Annotated in this window: 14 protein-coding genes and 3 tRNA genes; 7 read left to right on the top strand and 10 right to left on the bottom strand. The window is 54.1% G+C overall.

Annotated features, from left to right (window positions below):
• Window positions 1–19: 19 nt before the first annotated feature.
• The gene (gene xni, locus ACT3RT_RS19420) at window positions 20–775 is read left to right on the top strand and encodes a flap endonuclease Xni (RefSeq protein WP_496203599.1); all 756 of its coding nucleotides are present in this window, start codon (window positions 20–22) and stop codon (window positions 773–775) included.
• Window positions 776–863: 88 nt separating this feature from the next.
• Here xni and rlmM read toward each other — a convergent pair whose 3' ends face one another.
• From rlmM to ACT3RT_RS19400, 4 genes are all read right to left on the bottom strand, one after another.
• Window positions 864–1,970, bottom strand: a complete 1,107-nt coding sequence (gene rlmM, locus ACT3RT_RS19415) for a 23S rRNA (cytidine(2498)-2'-O)-methyltransferase RlmM (protein WP_353503253.1) — start codon at window positions 1,968–1,970, stop codon at window positions 864–866.
• Window positions 1,963–2,358 (bottom strand): DUF423 domain-containing protein, encoded by a 396-nt coding sequence (locus ACT3RT_RS19410; RefSeq protein ID WP_034792830.1) that lies wholly within the window; start codon window positions 2,356–2,358, stop codon window positions 1,963–1,965. Before ACT3RT_RS19410 ends, rlmM begins: the two co-directional genes overlap by 8 nt.
• 40 nt (window positions 2,359–2,398) lie before the next feature.
• Complete coding sequence (locus ACT3RT_RS19405) at window positions 2,399–3,319, bottom strand: transcriptional regulator GcvA (RefSeq protein WP_034792832.1); 921 nt, start codon at window positions 3,317–3,319, stop codon at window positions 2,399–2,401.
• A 509-nt stretch (window positions 3,320–3,828) separates the two neighbouring features.
• Window positions 3,829–4,050 carry a YgdI/YgdR family lipoprotein gene (locus ACT3RT_RS19400; RefSeq protein ID WP_034792834.1) on the bottom strand — a complete coding sequence of 74 codons (222 nt, stop codon included), beginning with the start codon at window positions 4,048–4,050 and terminating at the stop codon, window positions 3,829–3,831.
• A gap of 252 nt (window positions 4,051–4,302) precedes the next feature.
• Here ACT3RT_RS19400 and csdA point away from each other — a divergent pair, with 252 nt between their 5' ends.
• On the top strand, window positions 4,303–5,508 hold the full coding sequence (gene csdA, locus ACT3RT_RS19395; RefSeq protein WP_485904055.1) for a cysteine desulfurase CsdA: 1,206 nt from the start codon (window positions 4,303–4,305) through the stop codon (window positions 5,506–5,508).
• Window positions 5,509–5,542: 34 nt separating this feature from the next.
• A complete protein-coding gene (csdE, locus tag ACT3RT_RS19390) occupies window positions 5,543–5,977 on the top strand; it encodes a cysteine desulfurase sulfur acceptor subunit CsdE (protein ID WP_485904052.1) in 435 nt (144 codons plus the stop codon).
• Window positions 5,978–6,005: 28 nt separating this feature from the next.
• Here the strand turns inward: csdE and tcdA are convergent, their stop codons facing one another.
• Together tcdA and mltA are read right to left on the bottom strand one after the other, a co-directional pair.
• Window positions 6,006–6,821, bottom strand: a complete 816-nt coding sequence (gene tcdA, locus ACT3RT_RS19385; protein ID WP_496200186.1) for a tRNA cyclic N6-threonylcarbamoyladenosine(37) synthase TcdA — start codon at window positions 6,819–6,821, stop codon at window positions 6,006–6,008.
• 127 nt (window positions 6,822–6,948) lie between these two features.
• On the bottom strand, window positions 6,949–8,136 hold the full coding sequence (gene mltA, locus ACT3RT_RS19380; RefSeq protein ID WP_353503257.1) for a murein transglycosylase A: 1,188 nt from the start codon (window positions 8,134–8,136) through the stop codon (window positions 6,949–6,951).
• Between the two features lie 221 nt (window positions 8,137–8,357).
• Between mltA and ACT3RT_RS19375 the strand changes: the two genes are divergently transcribed.
• From ACT3RT_RS19375 to ACT3RT_RS19365, 3 genes are all read left to right on the top strand, one after another.
• Window positions 8,358–8,434 (top strand) — tRNA-Met (locus ACT3RT_RS19375).
• A 69-nt stretch (window positions 8,435–8,503) separates the two neighbouring features.
• A tRNA-Met gene (locus ACT3RT_RS19370) sits at window positions 8,504–8,580 on the top strand.
• Window positions 8,581–8,629: 49 nt separating this feature from the next.
• Window positions 8,630–8,706 (top strand) — tRNA-Met (locus ACT3RT_RS19365).
• 142 nt (window positions 8,707–8,848) lie between these two features.
• Here the strand turns inward: ACT3RT_RS19365 and amiC are convergent.
• Window positions 8,849–10,099 carry an N-acetylmuramoyl-L-alanine amidase AmiC gene (gene amiC / locus ACT3RT_RS19360; RefSeq protein ID WP_353503258.1) on the bottom strand — a complete coding sequence of 417 codons (1,251 nt, stop codon included), beginning with the start codon at window positions 10,097–10,099 and terminating at the stop codon, window positions 8,849–8,851.
• 229 nt (window positions 10,100–10,328) lie between these two features.
• Between amiC and argA the strand changes: the two genes are divergently transcribed.
• On the top strand, window positions 10,329–11,654 hold the full coding sequence (argA, locus tag ACT3RT_RS19355; protein ID WP_353503259.1) for an amino-acid N-acetyltransferase: 1,326 nt from the start codon (window positions 10,329–10,331) through the stop codon (window positions 11,652–11,654).
• Between the two features lie 75 nt (window positions 11,655–11,729).
• Here argA and recD read toward each other — a convergent pair whose 3' ends face one another.
• Genes recD through ptrA form a run of 3 tightly spaced genes read right to left on the bottom strand, consistent with a single transcriptional unit; the run spans window position 11,730 to window position 20,145 of the window.
• A complete protein-coding gene (gene recD, locus ACT3RT_RS19350) occupies window positions 11,730–13,679 on the bottom strand; it encodes an exodeoxyribonuclease V subunit alpha (RefSeq protein ID WP_485904039.1) in 1,950 nt (649 codons plus the stop codon).
• Window positions 13,676–17,260, bottom strand: coding sequence for an exodeoxyribonuclease V subunit beta (gene recB, locus ACT3RT_RS19345; RefSeq protein WP_485904038.1), 3,585 nt, complete (start codon window positions 17,258–17,260; stop codon window positions 13,676–13,678). Before recB ends, recD begins: the two co-directional genes overlap by 4 nt.
• Complete coding sequence (gene ptrA / locus ACT3RT_RS19340; protein WP_496203598.1) at window positions 17,257–20,145, bottom strand: pitrilysin; 2,889 nt, start codon at window positions 20,143–20,145, stop codon at window positions 17,257–17,259. The genes recB and ptrA overlap by 4 nt, the downstream gene beginning before the upstream one ends.
• Between the last annotated feature and the right edge of the window lie 4 nt (window positions 20,146–20,149).

The raw sequence follows: 20,149 nt of genomic DNA, 5'->3' as shown, positions 1-20,149 counted from the left end.
TGATGGAATCAATCTGACTATGGCTATACATCTGCTAATTATTGACGCGCTGAATCTCATTCGACGCATCCATGCCGTTCAAGGCTCCCCTTGCTTACTGACCTGCCAAAACGCCGTGGGTCAGCTAATTCAACACGTGCAGCCCACCCACGCCGTGGCCGTGTTTGATGAAGACGATCGCAACGACAGCTGGCGTCACCAGTGCCTTCCCGATTACAAGGCGGGCCGCTCCCCCATGCCGGAGAACCTGTTTGCCGAGATGCCGAGCCTGAAAGAAGGCTTTGCCGCGCGCGGTGTGGCCTGCTGGCACTCCGCGGGGAATGAAGCCGATGATTTGGCCGCCACGCTAACCGCCAAGGTGGCGGGGAGTGGGCATCAGGTGACCATCGTGTCGACCGACAAAGGCTACTGCCAGCTGCTGGCGCCTAATGTGCAAATCCGCGATTACTTCCAAAAGCGCTGGCTTGATATGCCTTTCGTGCAAGAGACGTTTGGCGTATTGCCGCAACAGCTCACCGACTATTGGGGACTGGCGGGCATTAGCAGCAGTAAGATCCCCGGCGTTCCCGGTATCGGCCCCAAGGCAGCGGTCATGCTGCTATCGCAGGCCGGAAGCTTAGACGCGCTGTATGACAATCTCGAGGCTGTACCAGAGAAGTGGCGGACCAAACTGCTCGAGCATCGCGATTTAGCCTATGCCTGTAAGCGCGTCTCCACGCTGCAAACTGATTTAGCTCTCAGCGGCAACCTGCAACAGCTGCGTTTGCCTGGCTGATGCCGCGCCAATAAAAAAACGCCGGGCTGCACCAGCACCGGCGTTTTGCGCACTATTGCCTGAAAACGGCCTCAGGCCAGAGAGCTAATTAATGGTCGCGCTCATCGCGACGCCCACCCACGGCGGACCAGAAGCGGCGCACGTGCACTGTCACTTCTTCACGGTCATGGTAGAGCTGCTTGGCGTGGATCTCAGCGTTGATGCCGTTTTCTTCCAGACGCTCTTTGATACGTTCGAGAATGTTTGACACTTCCTCATAACGCTTTTTCATTGGCAGCTTCAGGTTGAAAATAGTTTCGCGGCACCAGCCGTTAATCAGCCAGTCACACATCAAAGCCGCGACTTTCGCTGGCTTCTCAACCATGTCACACACCAGCCAGTAGTTTTTGGTACTGGTCGATTTGTAGCGGAAACCGTCTTCACGCAGGTGAATAACCTGCCCGGTGTCCATCAGGCTAGGCGCCATCGGGCCGTTATCAATCGCCGTCACCATCATGCTGCGCTGCACTAACTGGTAAGTCCAACCGCCGGGACAAGCCCCGAGGTCTACCGCGTACATGCCGCTGGCGAGACGCTCATCCCACTCATCCGCAGGAATAAAGACGTGGAACGCCTCCTCCAGTTTGAGGGTTGAACGGCTTGGTGCCTCGGATGGGAATTTCAGACGCGGAATGCCCATATAGAATGGCGAGTTGTTGTTACTGTAGGAATAGCCGACGTAGCAGCAGCCCGATGCAATAAAGAATACGTGGACTACCGGGCGCAGAGGGTTCTCCTTTTTGCCCAAAATGCGCTGTTCGCGCATGGCGGAACGCAGCGGCACGGTAAGCTTACGGCAGAACTTGGTCAGCTCTTTGCTTTCATTAGTGTCAGGCACTTCGACACGCAGTTCGCCGCCGTTAGTAATAACCCCGTGCAGCATACCGACGATAGGCGATACGCGATCTTCCGGCGGCAGGTCTTTCAGCAGCTCACCCACGACGATCAGCTGGCGAGCGAAAATCAGCTCGCGGAAAGGCAAGTCGCGCGCCAGACGGTCGGCGTCTTCCGGCTGATAGCATTCGAACAGCACATAACCACTGTCTTCTTTCACGCGGGCAAAGCCGAAGATTTCCATCTGGGCGGCTTTGGCGGTAATTTCGGCCGCACACTCTTTTTCGAAACCAGAGCGGCAGTAGAGAGCAACTTTATTCATGGCGTTTTGCCTTATTATTCAGACGCAAAGCGCCGATCAACATCAGTATCCAGCCGATCAGGAAGAAGGTTCCACCGATCGGAGTGACAAACACAAATAACCTTAAATGCGACAGCGCCAGACAGTAGAGACTGCCACTAAACAGCACTGTTCCTAGCGCCAGGCAGGCGCTGCTCCAGTAAAACCACAGGTTGCGCTGGCGCTGCATTGCAACACCAAGCACCAACACGGCCAGCGTGTGCACACTCTGGTAGGTTAAACCGGTTTGAATCCAGGCCATTTCGGCCGGTCCGAGAGATTTACTCAATATATGTGCGCCAAACGCACCAAAGGCAACATAGACAAAGCCGCTGATGGCGGCAAAAATCAACATTGAACGACTGGTCATGGGACGTTACCTGTTCTCGTTGTTAGTGGGTGATTCACGTTCAAGCCTGATCGTATCGAAAGCGTAGTTTTTCTTGTTCACTCGCCGCCCGTGCGAGTATCCACTGACGAAAGGCGGCTATTTTACCCAGTTCTGCCTGACTGTCATGACAAACCAGATAAAAAGCATTTTTACTGATTAACACCTCGTTGAAGGGGCATACCAAACGCCCTGCTTCAATCTCGGTTTGCGCCATCACGTTGTTAGCCAGCGCAATGCCCTGCCCGTGAACGGCGGCCTGCACTACCATGGCGCTATGGCTGAAAATCGGCCCTTGCTGCACATTAATATGCTGCAAACCAAGCTGTTTGGTGTAAGCCAGCCAGTCGCGACGAGAAGCATCATGCAGCAGCGTGTGGTGCGCCAAATCTTCCGGCAGCTTCAGCGGTTTATCGCCGAGCAGCAGCGAAGGCGCACAGACCGGCAGCAGATATTCGGCATACAAACGTTCGGCGCGCAGCCCCGGCCAGTTTCCCCGACCGTGGAAAATCGCCACATCCACGTCGTCGGCCAGTTTATCCTCTTCACGGTCAACGGCTTGAATACGAACGTCAATTCCCGGATAAGCTGAGTTAAAGCCAGACAAACGCGGAACCAGCCACTGAATAGCAAAACTTGGCGGCAAACTGACGGTCAACGCGCCTTTAGCACTTCGTGCCTGAAGCTTACGGGTAGCTTCGTTAAGAGCAGAGAATATCTCTTTGATATCCAGATAATAACTCTGCCCTTCTTCGGTCAAGAGCAGCGAACGATTGCGGCGACGAAACAGTTTTAAGCCTAAAAAGTCCTCAAGTGACTTGATCTGGTGGCTTACTGCCGCTTGCGTCACAAATAGCTCTTCCGCCGCTTTAGTAAAACTAAGGTGGCGTGCCGCTGCGTCAAAAACGCGCAGAGAGTTGAGAGGTGGTAAACGTTTTGACATTGAGTGGATACTTATTATTCGCCGGTCAGCAAAGCGCTTCACCGTGGATTTTACTATTAGTTTTTTTAATCCGAGACATTATAAATTGTCCGTTGAGGATGTACAGGCAAAAACCTATAGTGGCGCCACTTCCTAGGCCGGAACGAAAAGTAAATTGGTATGAGGATGCTGAAATACTTTTGGCTTGTGGTTGTGATGTTGTGTTTGCAATTGTCTGGCAATCCAGACGCGTAGCTTAAATGCTACAAATTTTCACTTCCTGTACATTACCCTGTCTGTCCAAAGTGATTTTTTAGCACCGCATTTTGCGGTGCTTTTTTTTGCCTGTCGATAGCATTCTGCGCCAACGCGCAACCTTTACAGATCCCTTGCGTTTTAGCCTTTTAAAAGTACCGACACTATAAAATAACAAAACCGGCAGCATCCTAAGATGGCCGGTTTTGTCGATGGGCATTTTCATGCCACTTTCAGCAAGAGCGCTTCCCGTATTGGAAAGACTCGACTAAGGATTAGTTACCTTTAGCCATCTCTTTCACTTCAGCTTTGTTGATCTGCTGTTTGTTGCCATACGCATCGGTATAGCTGATCATACCTGTATCGTCATCGGTACTTGGCTTCCCTTCTGCAACGATTGTACGACCATCATTGGTATGCATAACATAGTTGCTTGAACACGCAGCAAGAGTACAAGTCAGCAGTACGGCTGAAACTACGGCGGCGATCTTTTTCATCATAGACTCCTTGTTATACCCAAAGTTTTTGGCACTGCTGAAAACAACGTTACAGCGCCAAGTACGAAGGGGATAGATTAAAATGCTTTAGTTGCCAGATAAGTCATCTGACTAATTCTTCTAGCCTTCGTAATTCAGCATAACAAGCTTCTGGTATATTTCCACGGTAACCATTCCTAAAATGAATAAATGCGGAGTACCAGCGGGGATAATTTTCATGTTTTTCAGCCGATTTAAGAGATTTACTTCACTATGACTGATTTCGACCTTTCCGCTTTTCGTGAGAATTTTCCGTCACTTACGCACGGAGGATGCTATCTGGATAGCGCTGCAACCGCGCTGAAGCCGCAAAATGTAATAAATGCAACTTTGAAATTTTATTCTCAAGAAGGCGCGACGGTTCATCGCAGTCAGCACCGCGCTGCTCAGTCTTTAACCGAAAAATATGAAAAAGCGCGGTCGCGCGTCGCGCGTCTGATCAATGCGTCGACAGCAGAAAATATCGTCTGGACCCGAGGCACCACCGAGTCAATTAATCTGCTGGCGCAGAGCTATTTTGCTCCGCGCCTACAGCCCGGCGATGAGATTATTGTCAGTCAGGCCGAGCATCACGCCAACCTGATCCCCTGGCTGATGCTGGCAGAACGCTGTCATGCCAAGGTGGTGACATTACCTCTTAACGCCCAATTTATGCCCGATGCCGAAGCCCTGCCCGCGCTGCTCAACAGCAAAACGCGTCTGGTGGCGATTGGGCAGATGTCCAACGTGACCGGGGGAATGCCCCAGCTCGAGCGCATTATCAGTTTGGCCCATGCCAACGGCGCTCTGGTGGTGGTGGACGGCGCGCAGGGCGTGGTTCACAGCGCGGCGGACGTGCAGGCTATGGACATCGACTTCTATGCTTTCTCTGCCCATAAGCTCTACGGCCCGACCGGCATTGGCGTGCTGTATGGTAAAACCGAGCTGCTCGAGGCGATGCAGCCCTGGCACGGCGGCGGGAAAATGCTCACTCAGGCCTCCATGCAGGGCTTTACGCCGCAGAAGGTTCCCCAGCGTTTTGAAGCAGGCACGCCGAATATCGCGGGCGTTATCGGCTTTGACGCCGCGCTTGAATGGCTAGAAACTATTGATACGGCTGGCGGCGAAAAGTACGCGCAGCACTTGGCTACGCTGGCTGAACAGCAATTGGCGCTATTGCCGGGTTTTCGCAGTTTCCGCTGCCAAAACGCGTCTATATTAGCTTTTGATATTGCCGGCGTACACCACAGCGACTTGGTCGCGCTGCTGGCCGAGCAGGGTATCGCGCTGCGCGCTGGGCAGCACTGCGCACAGCCGTTGATGGATGCCATGGGGGTCAGTGGCACATTACGCGTCTCTTTCGCGCCTTATAATACGCAAAATGATGTCGAACGCCTGATCGCTGCGGTGAAGTACGCCTTGGAGCTACTCGCCGATTAACCCATTGATATTAAGCCGAATAAAGAGAATTAACATGTTAGCGCCCCATCCTTTTGGACATGAGATCACCCCCCAGTCGCTGTCCGAGACATTCTCCGGCCTGCGCCAGTGGGAGGATCGTTATCGCCAGCTGATCTTATTGGCGAAAAGAGTCCCCGCGCTGGATCCCCAGCTCAAAACTGCCGACATAGAGCTTTCGGGTTGTGAAAATCGGGTATGGCTGGGGGGCGAACTGGCGGAAAACGGCGGGATGCATTTCTACGGTGACAGCGAAGGCCGCATTGTCAAAGGCCTGCTGGCGGTAATACTGACCACGGTGGAAGGCAAGACGCCAAAGGAGATCCTGGCGAGTGACCCTCTGGCGCTGTTCGACACCTTGGGGCTGCGCGAACAGTTAAGCACTAGCCGGGCCAGTGGCCTTTCCGCTCTGGCCGAAGGCGTCTTGGCACTGGCTCGCCAACACGCCTGACTGACCGGCTTTACGCCATCACACAGCCTTAAGCGGCGGCCTGCTGGCGCTGCGCTTTGGCCATCATCTTCTTCAACACGTGCGACACGGCGACAAAACCGAAGGTGGCGGTCACCATGGTGGCGGCACCAAATCCGGACGCACAGTCCATCCGCTTCGGCCCTTCTGCCGTGGCCCGTGATGCACACACGCTGCCGTCGGCCTGCGGGTACATCAGCGGCTCACTAGAGAACACGCAGTCAATCCCCAGCTTACCTTTGCTGTTTTTCACCACGCCAAAATCGTTCTTCAGGCGCTCGCGCAGTTTTGCCGCCAGCGGGTCTTGAATGGTTTTCGCTAAATCCACGACCGCGATTTGGGTTGGGTCGATTTGTCCGCCCGCCCCGCCGGTGGTAACCACCGGGATTTTGTAGCGGCGGCAGTAAGCCAAAAGCGCAGCTTTGGGGCGCACACTGTCAATCGCATCAATGACATAGCTGAAATCGCGATTCAGCATTTCCGCCACATTTTCTGGCGTAATGAAATCATCAATGCAGGTGACTTTGCACTCAGGGTTAATCGCCAAAATGCGCTCAGCCATGACTTCGGTTTTCGCCTTCCCGACATTCTCACGCAGCGCGTGAATTTGGCGGTTGGTGTTGGTCACGCAGACATCGTCCATATCAATCAAGGTGATAGTGCCAATGCCGGTACGCGCCAATGCTTCAGCGGCCCACGAACCCACCCCGCCGATCCCAATCACACAGACGTGAGCCTGGGAGAACAGCGTCAATGCCTGCTGGCCGTAAAGGCGCGCAGTGCCGCCAAAACGCTGTAAATAGGCATCGGAGTAAGCTGCTGTCATGACGGATTAACCTCTGTACTTGCTTTAAAATTCAAGGGAATGGCTTCTGAATCAGAAAAACAAAGCAGCCCGGAGGCTGCTTTTGATGGACTATTTTAACTCAATTAGGCGCGAAGCCGAAATAATGCTACTTCAACAAGAAGGAACCACCGTTGCTGCTCGCCGCCGGAGCCGGAGCCAAGGTGGTCGCCGGGCCGGATGACGCGCCTGCGGCGTTATAAGCAGTAAATAGCGGCTGTCCGCTCTGTGCTGATTTCAGCACCCACACGCGACCATAGTGATTGTAGAAGCCCGCCGAGTGGCCTGCATCCGGGCCAATCCCTTGATACATATCGAAATGCTGGCCTTTAATTGCCCCGCCGACATCCAGCGCCACCATCAAGCGCATATGGTATTTGCCGGTGAATTTGCCTTTGTTGTCCAACTCAGGCACTTCCGCCAACAAGGTGGAACCTGCCGGGATCAGCGAACGGTCAGAAGCCACCGAAGCCTTAGCAATCAACGGGATACCGCTCGCACCGCGAACTGGCGTGAAAGGTTCTGGTTTGAAGAAAACGAAAGAAGGATTCTGCTCAAGCAGCTCGCGAACTTGCGCTTCGCTATGAGTATCGGCCCATTGACGAATCGCCTGCATCGACATGTTTTCACGCGCCACTTCGCCACGGTCAATCAGCACTTTGCCGATACTGCGGTAAGCATGACCGTTTTTGCCGGCATAGCCAAAGAAGGTCAATGGGCGACCATCGCCATAATCGACATAACCACTGCCCTGAACTTCCATCATGAAGTTGTCCATCAGCGAGTTGGTATAGGCAATGACGTAGTTATCGCTCAGCGCGCCGGAGTAAATTGAAGCGCGATCCGGCAGGCGACCGCGTTTTGGCGGCATGCGATATAAAGGATATTGGAACTCACCCTGACGGGTGTAGCGTGCCTGCAGCACCGGCGTGTAGTAGCCGGTCAATTGCACGTTACCGAAGTTGTCAGCGCCTTCCATCTGATAAGCGCTGATGCCGTATTGGCTCAGCGTGCGGGTATCAGCACCGGCGCGGAGCCACTGCTCCACGGCCTGAAAAGTCGTATTATTTCTACCGTATAGCGTGGAAGAGGCGTATTGCACTTCCATCACCTGACTAGCGTAATCTTTGGCATTCACCGGTTTGCCCGTGGCGTTCGGCTCATTCACATACTCGAGCGCATTTTCCAGTCGACCATCTTTATACTGCTGCCCGCGATCGGTCGGTCTGGATGAACAGCCCGCCAATATCGCGATGACCAGACCACTCAGCAGATATTTACTCCAACGTCCTTTCATTATTGCCGCGCTCTCTTGCTTTCAGGGGGAAACTACCGCCAAAACGATAACAAAGGCCCTATCAGAAAGGAATTGCCACCATCGAAAAAAATGAATTCGATCGGGCTGTTTAAAAAGCCATCAGAGTGTATAAAAAGCAGTTAAACAGGCGGTTTATCACATTAATTTGGAAAAAAGGGTTGCACGAAATCTCACGCAGCGTATAGTTCGCCCTCATCGGACGCGGGGTGGAGCAGCCTGGTAGCTCGTCGGGCTCATAACCCGAAGGTCGTCGGTTCAAATCCGGCCTCCGCAACCAACTTAATGCAGATGTAAAAGCTTAAGTGGAATGAAAGACTTACCGATGAAGTAGTACAGCAATGACGGACGCGGGGTGGAGCAGCCTGGTAGCTCGTCGGGCTCATAACCCGAAGGTCGTCGGTTCAAATCCGGCCTCCGCAACCAATTGCAGTATGGATGGGAAGTAAAAAAAGCAGTACATTGTAGTGACGGACGCGGGGTGGAGCAGCCTGGTAGCTCGTCGGGCTCATAACCCGAAGGTCGTCGGTTCAAATCCGGCCTCCGCAACCAACTACAAATCAGCATAAAAGAAAGAACAACAGACACCTTAACGGGTGTTTTTTTGTTTCTGGCGTCTGGAAATTCTTTCAGCCGATCAAAAAAGGCCAGCGATGTTCTCCACTGACCTTCTTATTCGTAAAGCCTTAGCCCATCACCTTCTGACCGACATGCCGCCATCGGCAAAATAGGCCTTGATGCCCGCCAGTATGGACTCCGCCACCTTCTGCTGGAAGTGACTGGTCTTCAGCTTGCGCTCCTCTTCCACATTACTGATAAACGCCGTTTCCACCAGAATGGAAGGAATGTCTGGCGCTTTCAGTACTGCAAATCCGGCCTGATCGACCTTGTTCTTATGCAGATGATTGATTTTGCCCATGCGCGTCAGCACCTCTTTACCAAACTTCAGGCTGTCGCTGATGGTGGCGGTCTGCACCAAATCGAACATGGTGTGGTCGAGATAGCGGTCGCCGCTTTTACTCACGCCGCCGATTTGATCGGACTCATTCTGGGTCTGCGCCAGAAAACGCGCCGCGGCGCTGGTCGCCCCTTTGGTCGATAAAGCGAAAACCGAAGATCCACGGGCGGCACGGTTGGTAAAGGCATCGGCGTGAATCGACACAAAAAGGTCTGCCCGCAGCTTTCTCGCCTTAGCGACCCGGACTTTCAAAGGGATGAAGACGTCTTCGTTGCGCGTCATGTGCACCTTCATGTTCGGCTCGCGCTGAATCAGTTTCTGCAACTTGCGGGCAATCAGCAGAACGATATCTTTCTCACGGGTCTTATATTTGCCAATGGCACCGGGGTCTTCCCCGCCGTGCCCCGGATCGAGCATGATGATCAACGGCCGCTCGCGCCCCGCTTTGCCATCTTTGGCCGTCTCCGGCGGCAGGGTTCGCGCCACATCGCCCCTGTTGTAATCTTCCAGCAATGCCAATAGAGGATCATCCTCCGCGCTCACTGCCCCCTCTTGCGGGTAGAGATCCACCACCAAGCGGTTGTGAATTCCGGCAACCGGCTTAAGAGTGAAAACGTGCGGGTTAATCTGCTTTTTCAGCTCCATCACCAGCCTAATCGTCGTTTTATCAAACTGGCCTACTCTGGCCTGTTTGATAAAAGGATCATTTTGCTGGATCTGCTTACCTACGCCCTTAAGCACGCTATTGAGGTGGACACCTTCAATATCGATAACCAGCCGATGAGGATTGGTGAGAGTGAAATGCTTATATTTCAGCGGGGTACTGGACTCTAGCGTCAGGCGAGTATAGGAAGAAGCGGGCCAGACGCGCACGGCAACCACTTGTGAACTGGCGGCAAAACCCACCCGGCTGACGCTGAGCATCCACGAAGCAGCTACGCTTTGTAACAGGCGTCTTCGGCCAAAATTGTGATTATCGTCAGTCATGCAGTCTCAAAGGTAAGGGCTCAAAATGAGCAAAAAACAAAACAGCCAAAAAGGCTCAATAGGAAAATTCTAACGAATCGACTCCCCCCTGTCATTCATAAACGGGATTGGCTAAATTTTAAGCTTGTTGATGGTTTGTGAACAAAAAGAGAGATTTCTTACTTGCCACATCGACATAAAAGAATAAAAATACAGAAATTACGAATAAAAATTCAAATGAGGTTTTGCCGTGAAGGAACGTAGTACTGAATTGGTTCAGGGTTTTCGCCACTCGGTTCCCTACATTAATGCACACCGTGGCAAAACGTTCGTTGTCATGCTGGGCGGCGAAGCCATTGAGCATGAGAACTTTACCAACATCGTCAATGATATCGGGCTGTTACACAGTCTGGGCATTCGTTTGGTGGTGGTTTACGGCGCTCGCCCGCAGATTGATGAAAATCTGGCGGAGCATAATTATGAACCTATCTACCATAAGAATACCCGCGTCACCGACGCCCGTACCCTCGAATTAGTCAAGCAAGCGGCGGGTTTATTGCAGCTCGACATCACCGCCCGCCTCTCCATGAGCCTGAATAATACGCCACTTCAGGGTGCGCATATTAATGTGGTCAGCGGTAACTTCATCATAGCCCAGCCTTTGGGGGTCGACGACGGTATCGACTACTGCCATACCGGCCGTATTCGCCGCATTGATGAGGAAGCGATCCACCGCCAACTCGACAGCAACGCCATTGTGCTGCTTGGGCCGGTTGCCGTTTCCGTTACGGGTGAAAGCTTCAACCTGACCTCCGAAGAGGTGGCGACCCAGCTTGCAATCAAATTGAAAGCAGAAAAAATGATTGGCTTCTGCTCGTCTCAGGGCGTGATCGACGAAGACGATAATATTATTTCGGAACTGTTCCCGAACGATGCGCAGGCTCGAATCGACACCATGGAAGCCAGTGGCGATTATCAGTCCGGCACCGTGCGCTTCCTGCGCGGGGCAGTCAAAGCCTGCCGCAGCGGCGTGCGCCGTAGCCATCTGATCAGCTATCAGGAAGACGGCGCCCTGGTTCAGGAGCTGTTCTCCCGCGACGGCATCGGTACGCAAATCGTGATGGAAAGTGCCGAACAGGTGCGCCGTGCGACAATTAACGATATCGGCGGCATTCTCGAGCTGATTCGCCCGCTGGAGCAGCAGGGTATTTTGGTTCGCCGCTCGCGCGAGCAGCTAGAGATGGAAATCGACAAATTCACCATTATCGAACGCGATAACCTGACCATCGCCTGCGCCGCGCTCTATCCGTTCCCGGAAGAGCGTATTGGCGAAATGGCCTGCGTGGCGGTGCACCCCGACTATCGCAGCTCGTCACGCGGCGAAATGCTGCTGAAACGCGTCGCCAGTCAGGCGAAGCAAATGGGGCTGGATCGCCTGTTTGTGTTAACCACTCGCAGCATCCACTGGTTCCAGGAGCGCGGTTTCCAGCCGGCTGAAGTAGACGTCCTGCCAATCCAGAAACAGGAAATGTACAACTATCAGCGCCGCTCCAAAATTCTGCTGACCGAGCTTTAAAGCAGGGCTTACACTAGGTTAGTGATAAAAAATAACGGGGCTTCTCACGCGTAGAGAAGCCCCGTTTTGTTTTTACTACTCAGGATTGAGAGAGGACGACTCGCCCTGTTCGCTCAGCCGTTCCGCCAGCCCGCTGCGGCGGCGAGTTCGCGTGCGGGTCGCGATGTTGAACACCTTCTCACTGGCATAAAGCGACAACTGCTTTTTAGCTCGGGTAATGGCGGTATAGACCAACTCACGGGTTAGCACCGGCAGGAAATGGTTAGGCAGCACCAGCAGCGTGTGGTCAAACTCAGAGCCTTGAGACTTATGCACCGTCATGGCGTAAGCCGTTTCATGGGCTGGCAAGCGGCTCGGCTGCACGGATTTCACTTCACCGCCCGGAAGCTGGAAGTAGACCCTCAGCTCGCCACTTTCGCTTTGCAAGGCGATACCGATATCACCGTTGAATAACCCCAGCGCGCTGTCATTTCGACTGATCATCACCGGCCTGCCGGCATACCATTTCCCCGCCAGCACGGCAGGTCGGCGGATCAGCCCTTTGCGATTTAGCAGTTGTTCGATGCGCTCATTCAGCCCTTTTACGCCAAACGGTCCTTCGCGCAGCGCGCATAACACCTGAAAACGGCCAAAGTCCTGCAAAATGCTATCCGGCGATGCGCTGTGTCTGACGCCTTGGAGATAAGGAAGATAGCCCGCCACGCAGGCATCGAGAAGCGGCTGGAAATCCTCAGTTTCATTGAGCGGATAGCCCGTCACGTCCGGCAAGCCTTGCGCCAGCACGGCAGACGCGGCGGCGCTCTCCCCTGCATTGACGGCTTTCGCCAACTGACCAATACCCGACGCCGAATCAAACCGATAGCTGCGGCGCAGGAGGCACAAGCTATCGCGCACGCTGGCGGCGTTAGCCACTTCGGTTGGCGCGACAGGGCAGCCGGTCAAATAACTCAGTTGGGTGGCGCGCTCTGCGCTGTACCCCTGCTCTGCAAAGCGGCAGATATCTCCCAACACCGCCCCTGCTTCTACCGAAGCCAACTGGTCACGGTCGCCAAGGAAAATCACTCGCGCCTGCGCGGGCAGTGCTTCAATCAGCCGCGCCATCATCGGCAGGTCAACCATTGAGGCTTCATCCACCACCAGCACGTCAAGGTGCAGCGGATTCCCACGGTGGTAACGCATGCGCTGGCTGCCGGGCTGTGCGCCCAGCAATCGGTGTAATGTCGAGGCTTCAGCCGGGAAAGCGGCGCGCTCGGCTTCGCTAAGAGGTAAACGCAGACTGGCCTGCCCCAGAGAGTCGGTCAAACGCGCTGCCGCCTTGCCGGTGGGCGCGGCGAGTTGAATGCGCAGTTTCTGCTGCGGATAGAGCTGAACCAGCGCGGCTAATAGCTTGGCAACCGTGGTGGTTTTGCCGGTACCAGGCCCGCCGGAAATGATTGAAATCCGCCGCGTGGCCGCCACCGCCGCCGCGACTTTCTGCCAATCAATCTCGGCTGAGTCTGAGTGACCAAACAGGTCATCCAGAATCGTTTTAAGCCGCGTTTCATCCACGGTCAGTGGTGAAATGAGCGAGGCATCCAGACGTTTTTCAGCACTGAAGAAATCGGCGACCTCGCCCTCGCTCTGCCACATTCGCTGGAGATAAAGACGGTTTTCCTGCAAGACCATCGGCGTTGGCTGGCTGCCGTCGCTGACAGCTGCGTGGCGGTTTAATAGTGTCAGCCACTGCTCGGTATCCGGCTCACCGGCTGTTTTCCAAAGCTCAATAGCTAGCTGCGGATAACGACCGTCAAACAGGGAATCTGGGCTGAGCTGGTCCAAATGCAGGCACACGTGACCACTCCCCGCTTCACTGCTCAGGCAGGCGGCCGCCAGCATTAACGCGGCATATTCAGTCTCAGCCTGCGTTCCTCCGGCAATCATGCGGGCAAACTGCACATCCAGTGATCTCAACGCGCCTTGCAGTAAGGCTTGTTCGAACAGGGCATCAACCGCTGAGCCAATTTTCAATGTCGCAGAGCTATTCATAGCTGCCCCTCCAGCATCCTGGCCTGTTCAAGCATGGCTTCATCAGGGACAAACTCGCCTCTAAATAACAGGTCAAGGCACTCGATGAACTCCTGCGACGGGCGACGGCGAAAAACGCCATTACCCGGATGCTCCGGGTCGACGCCGCGCAGGAACAGGTAAATCACGCCGCCAAAATGGCGCTCATAGTCATAATCGGCCAGCCGATGGCCTAAATAGCGATGGAGCGCCAGCGTATAGAGCTGGTATTGCAGGTCATAGCGGTGCTCAGCCATCGCGCTTTCCATTGCTTCTTCGGTATAAGCACTACTGTCATCACCCAGCCAGTTGGACTTGTAATCGAGCAAGTAAAAACGCCCTTCCCAGAAGAATACTAAGTCGATAAAGCCTTTGAGCATGCCCTGCACCTGCTGGAAGTTAAGCGACGGGCAGCGGGCGGATAAACTGTCGAAATGTTTCACCACGGCGTTGAGTTGCGAAGCCTGAAGCAAGCTGTCGATAGGCAAGTAGAACTGCAATTCAGACTGCAATTTGCCTTGGTCAATCGCGCTGAGTTTCATCTGCGGCTCACCGAGCGGCGTGTTTAAAATGGCTTCAATCCAGGCTTTAAGCACGGGTAGCCACTCAGCATCAAGGCCCTGAGCTGTTAGCTTTTCCGTCAGCCATTGGTCATCAACCTCTGCGTCAAAGGCGATTTCCTCGAAAATGCTGTGCAGGAAGGTCCCGGGCGAAGCACCGCGCGGAAACGTGTGGGCATTCATTTGTGGCTCGACGGCCTCTTGCTGCTCACCCGCAGCTTCAACATCTAGCTTCGGCAGCAGGTCTTGCGCCAACGCCGTGCCGTGCTGCTGTAGGCCGGAGTAACTGGTGATGCGCCAGCTGTCTTGAATTTGGCGTTTCATTTGGCGTGCGGAAAGTGTTTTTAGCTCATCGCTTGGTGCGGCCCACGGCGTTTGCTCTGGCGATTCAATAGTGGAGAACACCACATCCTCATTGCTAATGCTACTGAGGCAGGCGACTAACCCTGCGGCGTCGGCAGCCTGAGCTTTCTGCACCAAATAGCCCATCGCCCCGAGGTGTAAATCGGTATCGCCCTGCTTTTTGCGGTTGCCCTGCATCAAAGGCGCAATGCCCACGCTACAGTGGTAAACCGAACGCGTCAGCGCCACATAGAGCAGACGGAGATCCTCCGCCAGACGCTCCTCTTCGGCCAACTCCTTACTTTGCTCATCACTATTGAGGTCTAGCATGGCCGAAAAGGTGCTGCGGTCGTGGTACAAGCCTTGCTGCTGCTGGCGGAAATTACTGATAAACGGCAGCCAGACCAGCGGATACTCCAGACCTTTGGACTTATGAATGGTCACCACCTGCACCAAGTGTTTATCGCTCTCCAGCCTTAATTGTTGGCTCTGCGATTGGCGATCCGGGGAGGCGATTTGCTGCGCCAACCAGCGCACCAGTGCGTGCTCACTATCAAGCTGGGCGGCGGCTTCCTGCAATAACTCGCCAAGATGCAGTAAATCGGTCAGTCTTCTCTCTCCCCCGGTTGCCGCCAGCAGGTTCTCGGCCAAATGACGATGAGCAATCAATGACTTAAGCATGGGCAGCACGCCGCGCCGCGCCCAGCGCTGGCGGTAGCCGTCAAACTCGTCGACTAAGGCATCCCAGGCCCGCTCATCTTTGCTCAAGTTATCCAGCGTCAGGGCATCAAGGCCGATGATGCCGGTGGCCATGGCACTGCGCAGGGTGCGCTCGTGCTCAGGTGTCAGCACCGCCTGCAACAGCCACAAAATGTCCTTGGCTTCCGCCGTTTCGAAAACGCTGTCGCGGTTGGAGAGATACACAGAAGGAATGTCGAGCGCGCTCAGGGCGTCGCGGATCAAGGCCGCTTCTGCGCGGCTGCGTACCAAAACGGTAATATCGGACGCCTGAACCAGACTACGTTCACCCTTGGCATTCACCAGCCACGCCTGCTGATTTTGCCCGGCCGTCAGCCAGTCGCGAATCTGCGCCGCGCACTGGCGCGCCATAAGCTGTTGGTAATCACTTACTCCAACCCCTTCCCCCTGCTGTAACCAGAAATGCAAAGCTGGTTGGCTCACCCCATCCAATTCAAAGTCGAGCTGAGCATTTTTCTCCGCCGGAGAGACCTGAATAAAAGGAATCTGGGAGAACACGAACGGGTTATTAAGCTGGGAAAACAGATGATTAACGCCTTTCACCATACTGACGGATGAACGCCAGTTCGTGTCCATAGTATAGTGAGCGCTAACTTCCGAACGCGCCCGCATATAGGTGAAGATGTCAGCGCCGCGAAACGCATAAATCGCCTGCTTGGGGTCGCCGATAAGCAGCAAGCCGCACTGGGGCTGGTTGACATATAGACGCTGGAAGATGCGGTACTGCTGGGGGTCCGTATCCTGGAATTCGTCGATCATCGCCAACGGATAACGGCTGCGAATAGCCTGTGCTAACAGCTCTCCACCAGGCTGATGCAGCGCGGCGTCAAGGCGGCTCAAGAGATCGTCAAAGCCTAGCTCGGCGCGCTGGCGCTTCTCTTTCTGAATGGTGAAACGAATTTCGCTTAATGCTCGCGCAATAATCAAATCGCGCAGCGTCAGTGGCTCGGTGAGGATGGCGTCTATGCTGTCGAAAACGCCGTGCTGCGGAGCATTGCCTTTCTTGGTTTTTTCCAACAGCACCGACTGCCTAAAGCGCTCAAGTTCCTTCGGCAACTGGTAGTCTTCAGTGGCTTGCGCAGCCCATAACCCGACGTTTTCCAGCCACACCGGCAGATATCGTGAGCTATAACTGCGTTTATCGACCCCGGAGTCATTGATGATAGCGGCGATATCAGCCGATGCCGCCAGCCATTGCTGCTTGATGCTGTTAATGCGTTCGAGTATCTGCTGGTGACGCGTCTCAATAGTTTCGTCCTCAGCTGGCGGCTGGCGGAGCTGGGGCATTTCACCATGCAAATAAGGCGATAAGTCGCTGAGTAAGGCTTCCGGCCCGCTCCACTCCTGCGAAATCACGCGCGCGATGTCCAGTGGCAGCGGATAGCAATGGCGACGCCAGAAGTCGGCGCAGGCCTGACGGCGCAAAGGTAACTCGTCTTGAACTAAGGTCTGTTCAAACAGAATGCCTGACTCGAAAGCGTTGTGAGTGAGCATTCGCTGGCAAAATCCGTGGATAGTATAAATCGCGGCTTCATCCATCTGCCGTTCTGCCGCCAGCAAAATATGGGCTGCCGAAGCTAAATCCTCGATTTGCGCCATCAGCGACATCATCATCGGATTGTCGCTCTGGCCCCGCACGCAGGCAATTCTTAGCTCATGAATGTTGCTGCGGATACGGCCACGTAGCTCCTCAGTGGCCGCCTCGGTAAAGGTCACCACCAGAATTTCTTCCACCGTCAAACTGCGGGGAAAAGCGGCCTCCTTGCCCAGCCCGAGCAATAGCCGCAGATAAAGCACGGCCAGCGTGAAGGTCTTGCCCGTGCCCGCAGAGGCCTCAATCAACCGTGCTCCGGTGAGGGGCAGCGTCAGCGGTTCAAGCTTCTGCGGGATAATCTCTGTCATTGACTGTTTACCTGGTGAGGAAATGTTTTCTGGATTGAAGACGTGTTCGGGTAGGTTTTAAACCCGGCCGGTTTGGCATAGTCAGCCGTTTTCGCGTCATTGCCTGACACTTGCGAAAGCATCGCCAGGCCGTTCATTTTGATCACCGCTTTATGGAAATAATCCGCCAACTCCTGTTGGGTCAGGCTCTTAATAACCGCCAGCACCTTGTCGCGCGTATTAAAGTCGCTTTCTCCACGGCTGAAATCATTGCCTAAGCGATCGGCCTCTTCATCAAGCGTTTGCGGACGCTGCTGCATCTCATTAATCAGCGCCTGTTTGTACTGCGCAAATTCGTCAGGCTTCATCGCACGCAGCCGTTTTTCCGCCTGAGGATAAAATGCCAAATAGCGCTGATAAAGGTAATGTGGCTGCTTGCTGTTGCTTTGCAGCAGGAAGCCAATCCCCCACTGCTTGCCGACAGGGATTGGGAAGGCAAACACGGCATACCCCAGCTGCTCCTGAGTGCGTAATTGGCTGTAGAACCAAGGCTGGATAATCTGGCCGAGCAGCGAGCTGTAGGCCATGCTCTGCACTTCATCATAGCCAGTCGGAATATAGACCGCCGCCAGCGCGCAGTCCGTGCTGCTACCCTGACGCTGAATATTGACCTTCTGCGGCTTTTTGATTTCAACATGGCTGCCACGCCACCACTGAGAACCGTGTACTCCCACTTTATTGACGATAGCTTCTGACATGGCCTTCACTTCGGGCTCAGTCATGTTGCCAATCACCATAATCTCCACTGCGGCGTTATGGATAAGGCTCTCGCGATAGGCGTTGATTTGCTCAAGGGTGATGCCCTTGACTAGCTTTTCGCGCTCTTCTCGCTCGGTATAAGGGATGCGGGAAACCAGCTGGACGGGTTGCAGGGCCAACTCAAAGGCCTTGCCTTTATCCGCTGACGCTAAACGTTCCAGATACCAGGACTTAGCCTGATCAAGCTGTTCTTGGGTCGGTTTGAAGTCCGGATAGCTGTCCACCAGCTTGCTAAGCAATACCGGCAAACGCTCGGTAAAGCCAGTGGCTGCAAACTGCAATCCATTGTCTGGCGAGGTGGAGAAGCTAATGCCGCCAATAGAGGCCTGATAGCTCAGTTGGTCAAAGGCCACGCCGGTCAGATAGTCCGTCAGGCCATACAATACCTGGTTTTTTGCATTACCCAGCGCCTGGGCGTTGCGGAACGACACCATCACATTGGCTTTAGGCTCTTGCGAGAAGTAGCGGCTTGGCATATAGAAAACGCGCAGGCCGTTTTTCTCCACCACCAGCTTAGGTTTGGTCTGGTCGCCCTGCTTATTCACTAACGCCAATGAGTCAGGAATGTAGGGGTTCAGCGCAGGCAGAGAGAGCGAAATTTGCTGGCTCTGCTGCTTCCATTGTTCAAAGGTCGCGGCGGGGAGCTTATCAACCTGATAAGGCGCATTCACAAAATAGGCCACTTTATTGTGGGGCTCATCAGGGCTGATGTACCAGTAACGAGCATTCTGTGGTGTCAGTTGATCAAGTCGAGCAGCGATAGCCGCAGGGTCAAACTGGTCGGTTAAATATGGCGAATCTAAAACGTGCTCGACAGGCACTCTGAGCATGGTATCAACCAGCCACTCGACATAATCCATATCGCGAGTTAACGCCGGATAACGATAATCCAAGGCCATGACGTGCGCGATTTCGTCGAAATACTCTTTTTTGATCCCCTGCTGACGCATCTCATTCAGATAGCTAAACACCGCCGCAATCACTCTGTCGCGCTGAGCCAGCCCTTTATCCGTAAGGGAAATTGAGATATTGAACACGCCCTGATTGCGATCCACCATAGGATCCGCCCCGGCGTTAATTCCATCAGCCAGCCCCTCTTTCTGTAACCAGTCCGATAAGGTGTTAGGGCTACGGTTGCCAATCAAGTAACTGATATAGGTGTCAGTTTTACTGCGGAAAGCAGCGCTGTTGTTATCAATGGCAAATTCAATGCGCAGCTGTTTACGCGGCTGGGCCGGAATGAAATGAATAATCTCACCCTTTTGCGCCTCGGTAAGCGTCGGAACAGTAATGGCCGGGACGCTGGCGTTGTGATTGCCAATTTTACCAAAGGTGTCTGCGGCCAGCTGGGCCAGTTCGGGCAAGGGTTTATTGCTATAAATCACGGCCACCATCAGATTAGCCGAGTAATAACGATGATAAAACGCCGTAAGCTCATCGTGTAATTTACTCCCTGGCTTATCTTTTAGCGTATCAAGGTTGCCGCCGGAAAAACGGGCGCTAGGGTGAGCAGGGTTCAGGGTTTCAGCGCGAACTTGCGCCATACGCATGCCGTCTCGGGAACGCGCCATGGTCAGCTCGGCATTGACCGCGTTACGTTCACGGTCGGCATTCAATGGGTCGAGCAGCGGCTCGGCAATGGCGTCCGCTAATCTATCAACCGCGGGCTGTAGCGCGTCATTTTCAACCTCAAGATAAAAAGCCGTGCGGTAGGAGGCGGTGCTGCCATTGTGGCTGCCACCGTGCTTTTTCAAAAACTCAGACAGGCTTTCCGGCTCGGGATACTTTTTGGAGCCCATCAGCAGCATATGTTCGGTGTAGTGTGCCAGACCGAGTTGGGAGTCGGGATCTTCTAAAGATCCCACGGGAATCGCTAACGCAGCCAGAGATTTACTGGCTTCGCTGTCGGAAACCAATAGCACCGTCATCCCATTATTCAACGTGATCGCCTGATACTGACGCGGGTCGTTCTGACTCTTATTGATTGCTTGTGCATACGGCTGCCAGTCAGTCGCACACCATGCTGCCGGTATCCAAAAGACTGATAACAACAGTAACCCTGAAACACGGGTAAGCTGTTTTAACATTGCC

Source organism: Ewingella sp. AOP9-I1-14 (genome assembly GCF_052375995.1).
Classification (GTDB): domain Bacteria; phylum Pseudomonadota; class Gammaproteobacteria; order Enterobacterales; family Enterobacteriaceae; genus Ewingella; species Ewingella allii.
Note: the sequence above shows the minus strand (reverse complement) of the source record. Positions and strands in the feature narration are given on the sequence as shown.

Excerpts from the sequence above, each read along its gene's own strand:
- xni (WP_496203599.1), top strand. The coding sequence starts at position 20 with ATGGCTATACATCTGCTAATTATTGACGCGCTGAATCTCATTCGACGC.
- rlmM (WP_353503253.1), bottom strand. The coding sequence starts at position 1,970 with ATGAATAAAGTTGCTCTCTACTGCCGCTCTGGTTTCGAAAAAGAGTGT.
- ACT3RT_RS19410 (WP_034792830.1), bottom strand. The coding sequence starts at position 2,358 with ATGACCAGTCGTTCAATGTTGATTTTTGCCGCCATCAGCGGCTTTGTC.
- ACT3RT_RS19405 (WP_034792832.1), bottom strand. The coding sequence starts at position 3,319 with ATGTCAAAACGTTTACCACCTCTCAACTCTCTGCGCGTTTTTGACGCA.
- ACT3RT_RS19400 (WP_034792834.1), bottom strand. The coding sequence starts at position 4,050 with ATGAAAAAGATCGCCGCCGTAGTTTCAGCCGTACTGCTGACTTGTACT.
- csdA (WP_485904055.1), top strand. The coding sequence starts at position 4,303 with ATGACTGATTTCGACCTTTCCGCTTTTCGTGAGAATTTTCCGTCACTT.
- csdE (WP_485904052.1), top strand. The coding sequence starts at position 5,543 with ATGTTAGCGCCCCATCCTTTTGGACATGAGATCACCCCCCAGTCGCTG.
- tcdA (WP_496200186.1), bottom strand. The coding sequence starts at position 6,821 with ATGACAGCAGCTTACTCCGATGCCTATTTACAGCGTTTTGGCGGCACT.
- mltA (WP_353503257.1), bottom strand. The coding sequence starts at position 8,136 with ATGAAAGGACGTTGGAGTAAATATCTGCTGAGTGGTCTGGTCATCGCG.
- amiC (WP_353503258.1), bottom strand. The coding sequence starts at position 10,099 with ATGACTGACGATAATCACAATTTTGGCCGAAGACGCCTGTTACAAAGC.
- recD (WP_485904039.1), bottom strand. The coding sequence starts at position 13,679 with ATGAATAGCTCTGCGACATTGAAAATTGGCTCAGCGGTTGATGCCCTG.
- recB (WP_485904038.1), bottom strand. The coding sequence starts at position 17,260 with ATGACAGAGATTATCCCGCAGAAGCTTGAACCGCTGACGCTGCCCCTC.
- ptrA (WP_496203598.1), bottom strand. The coding sequence starts at position 20,145 with ATGTTAAAACAGCTTACCCGTGTTTCAGGGTTACTGTTGTTATCAGTC.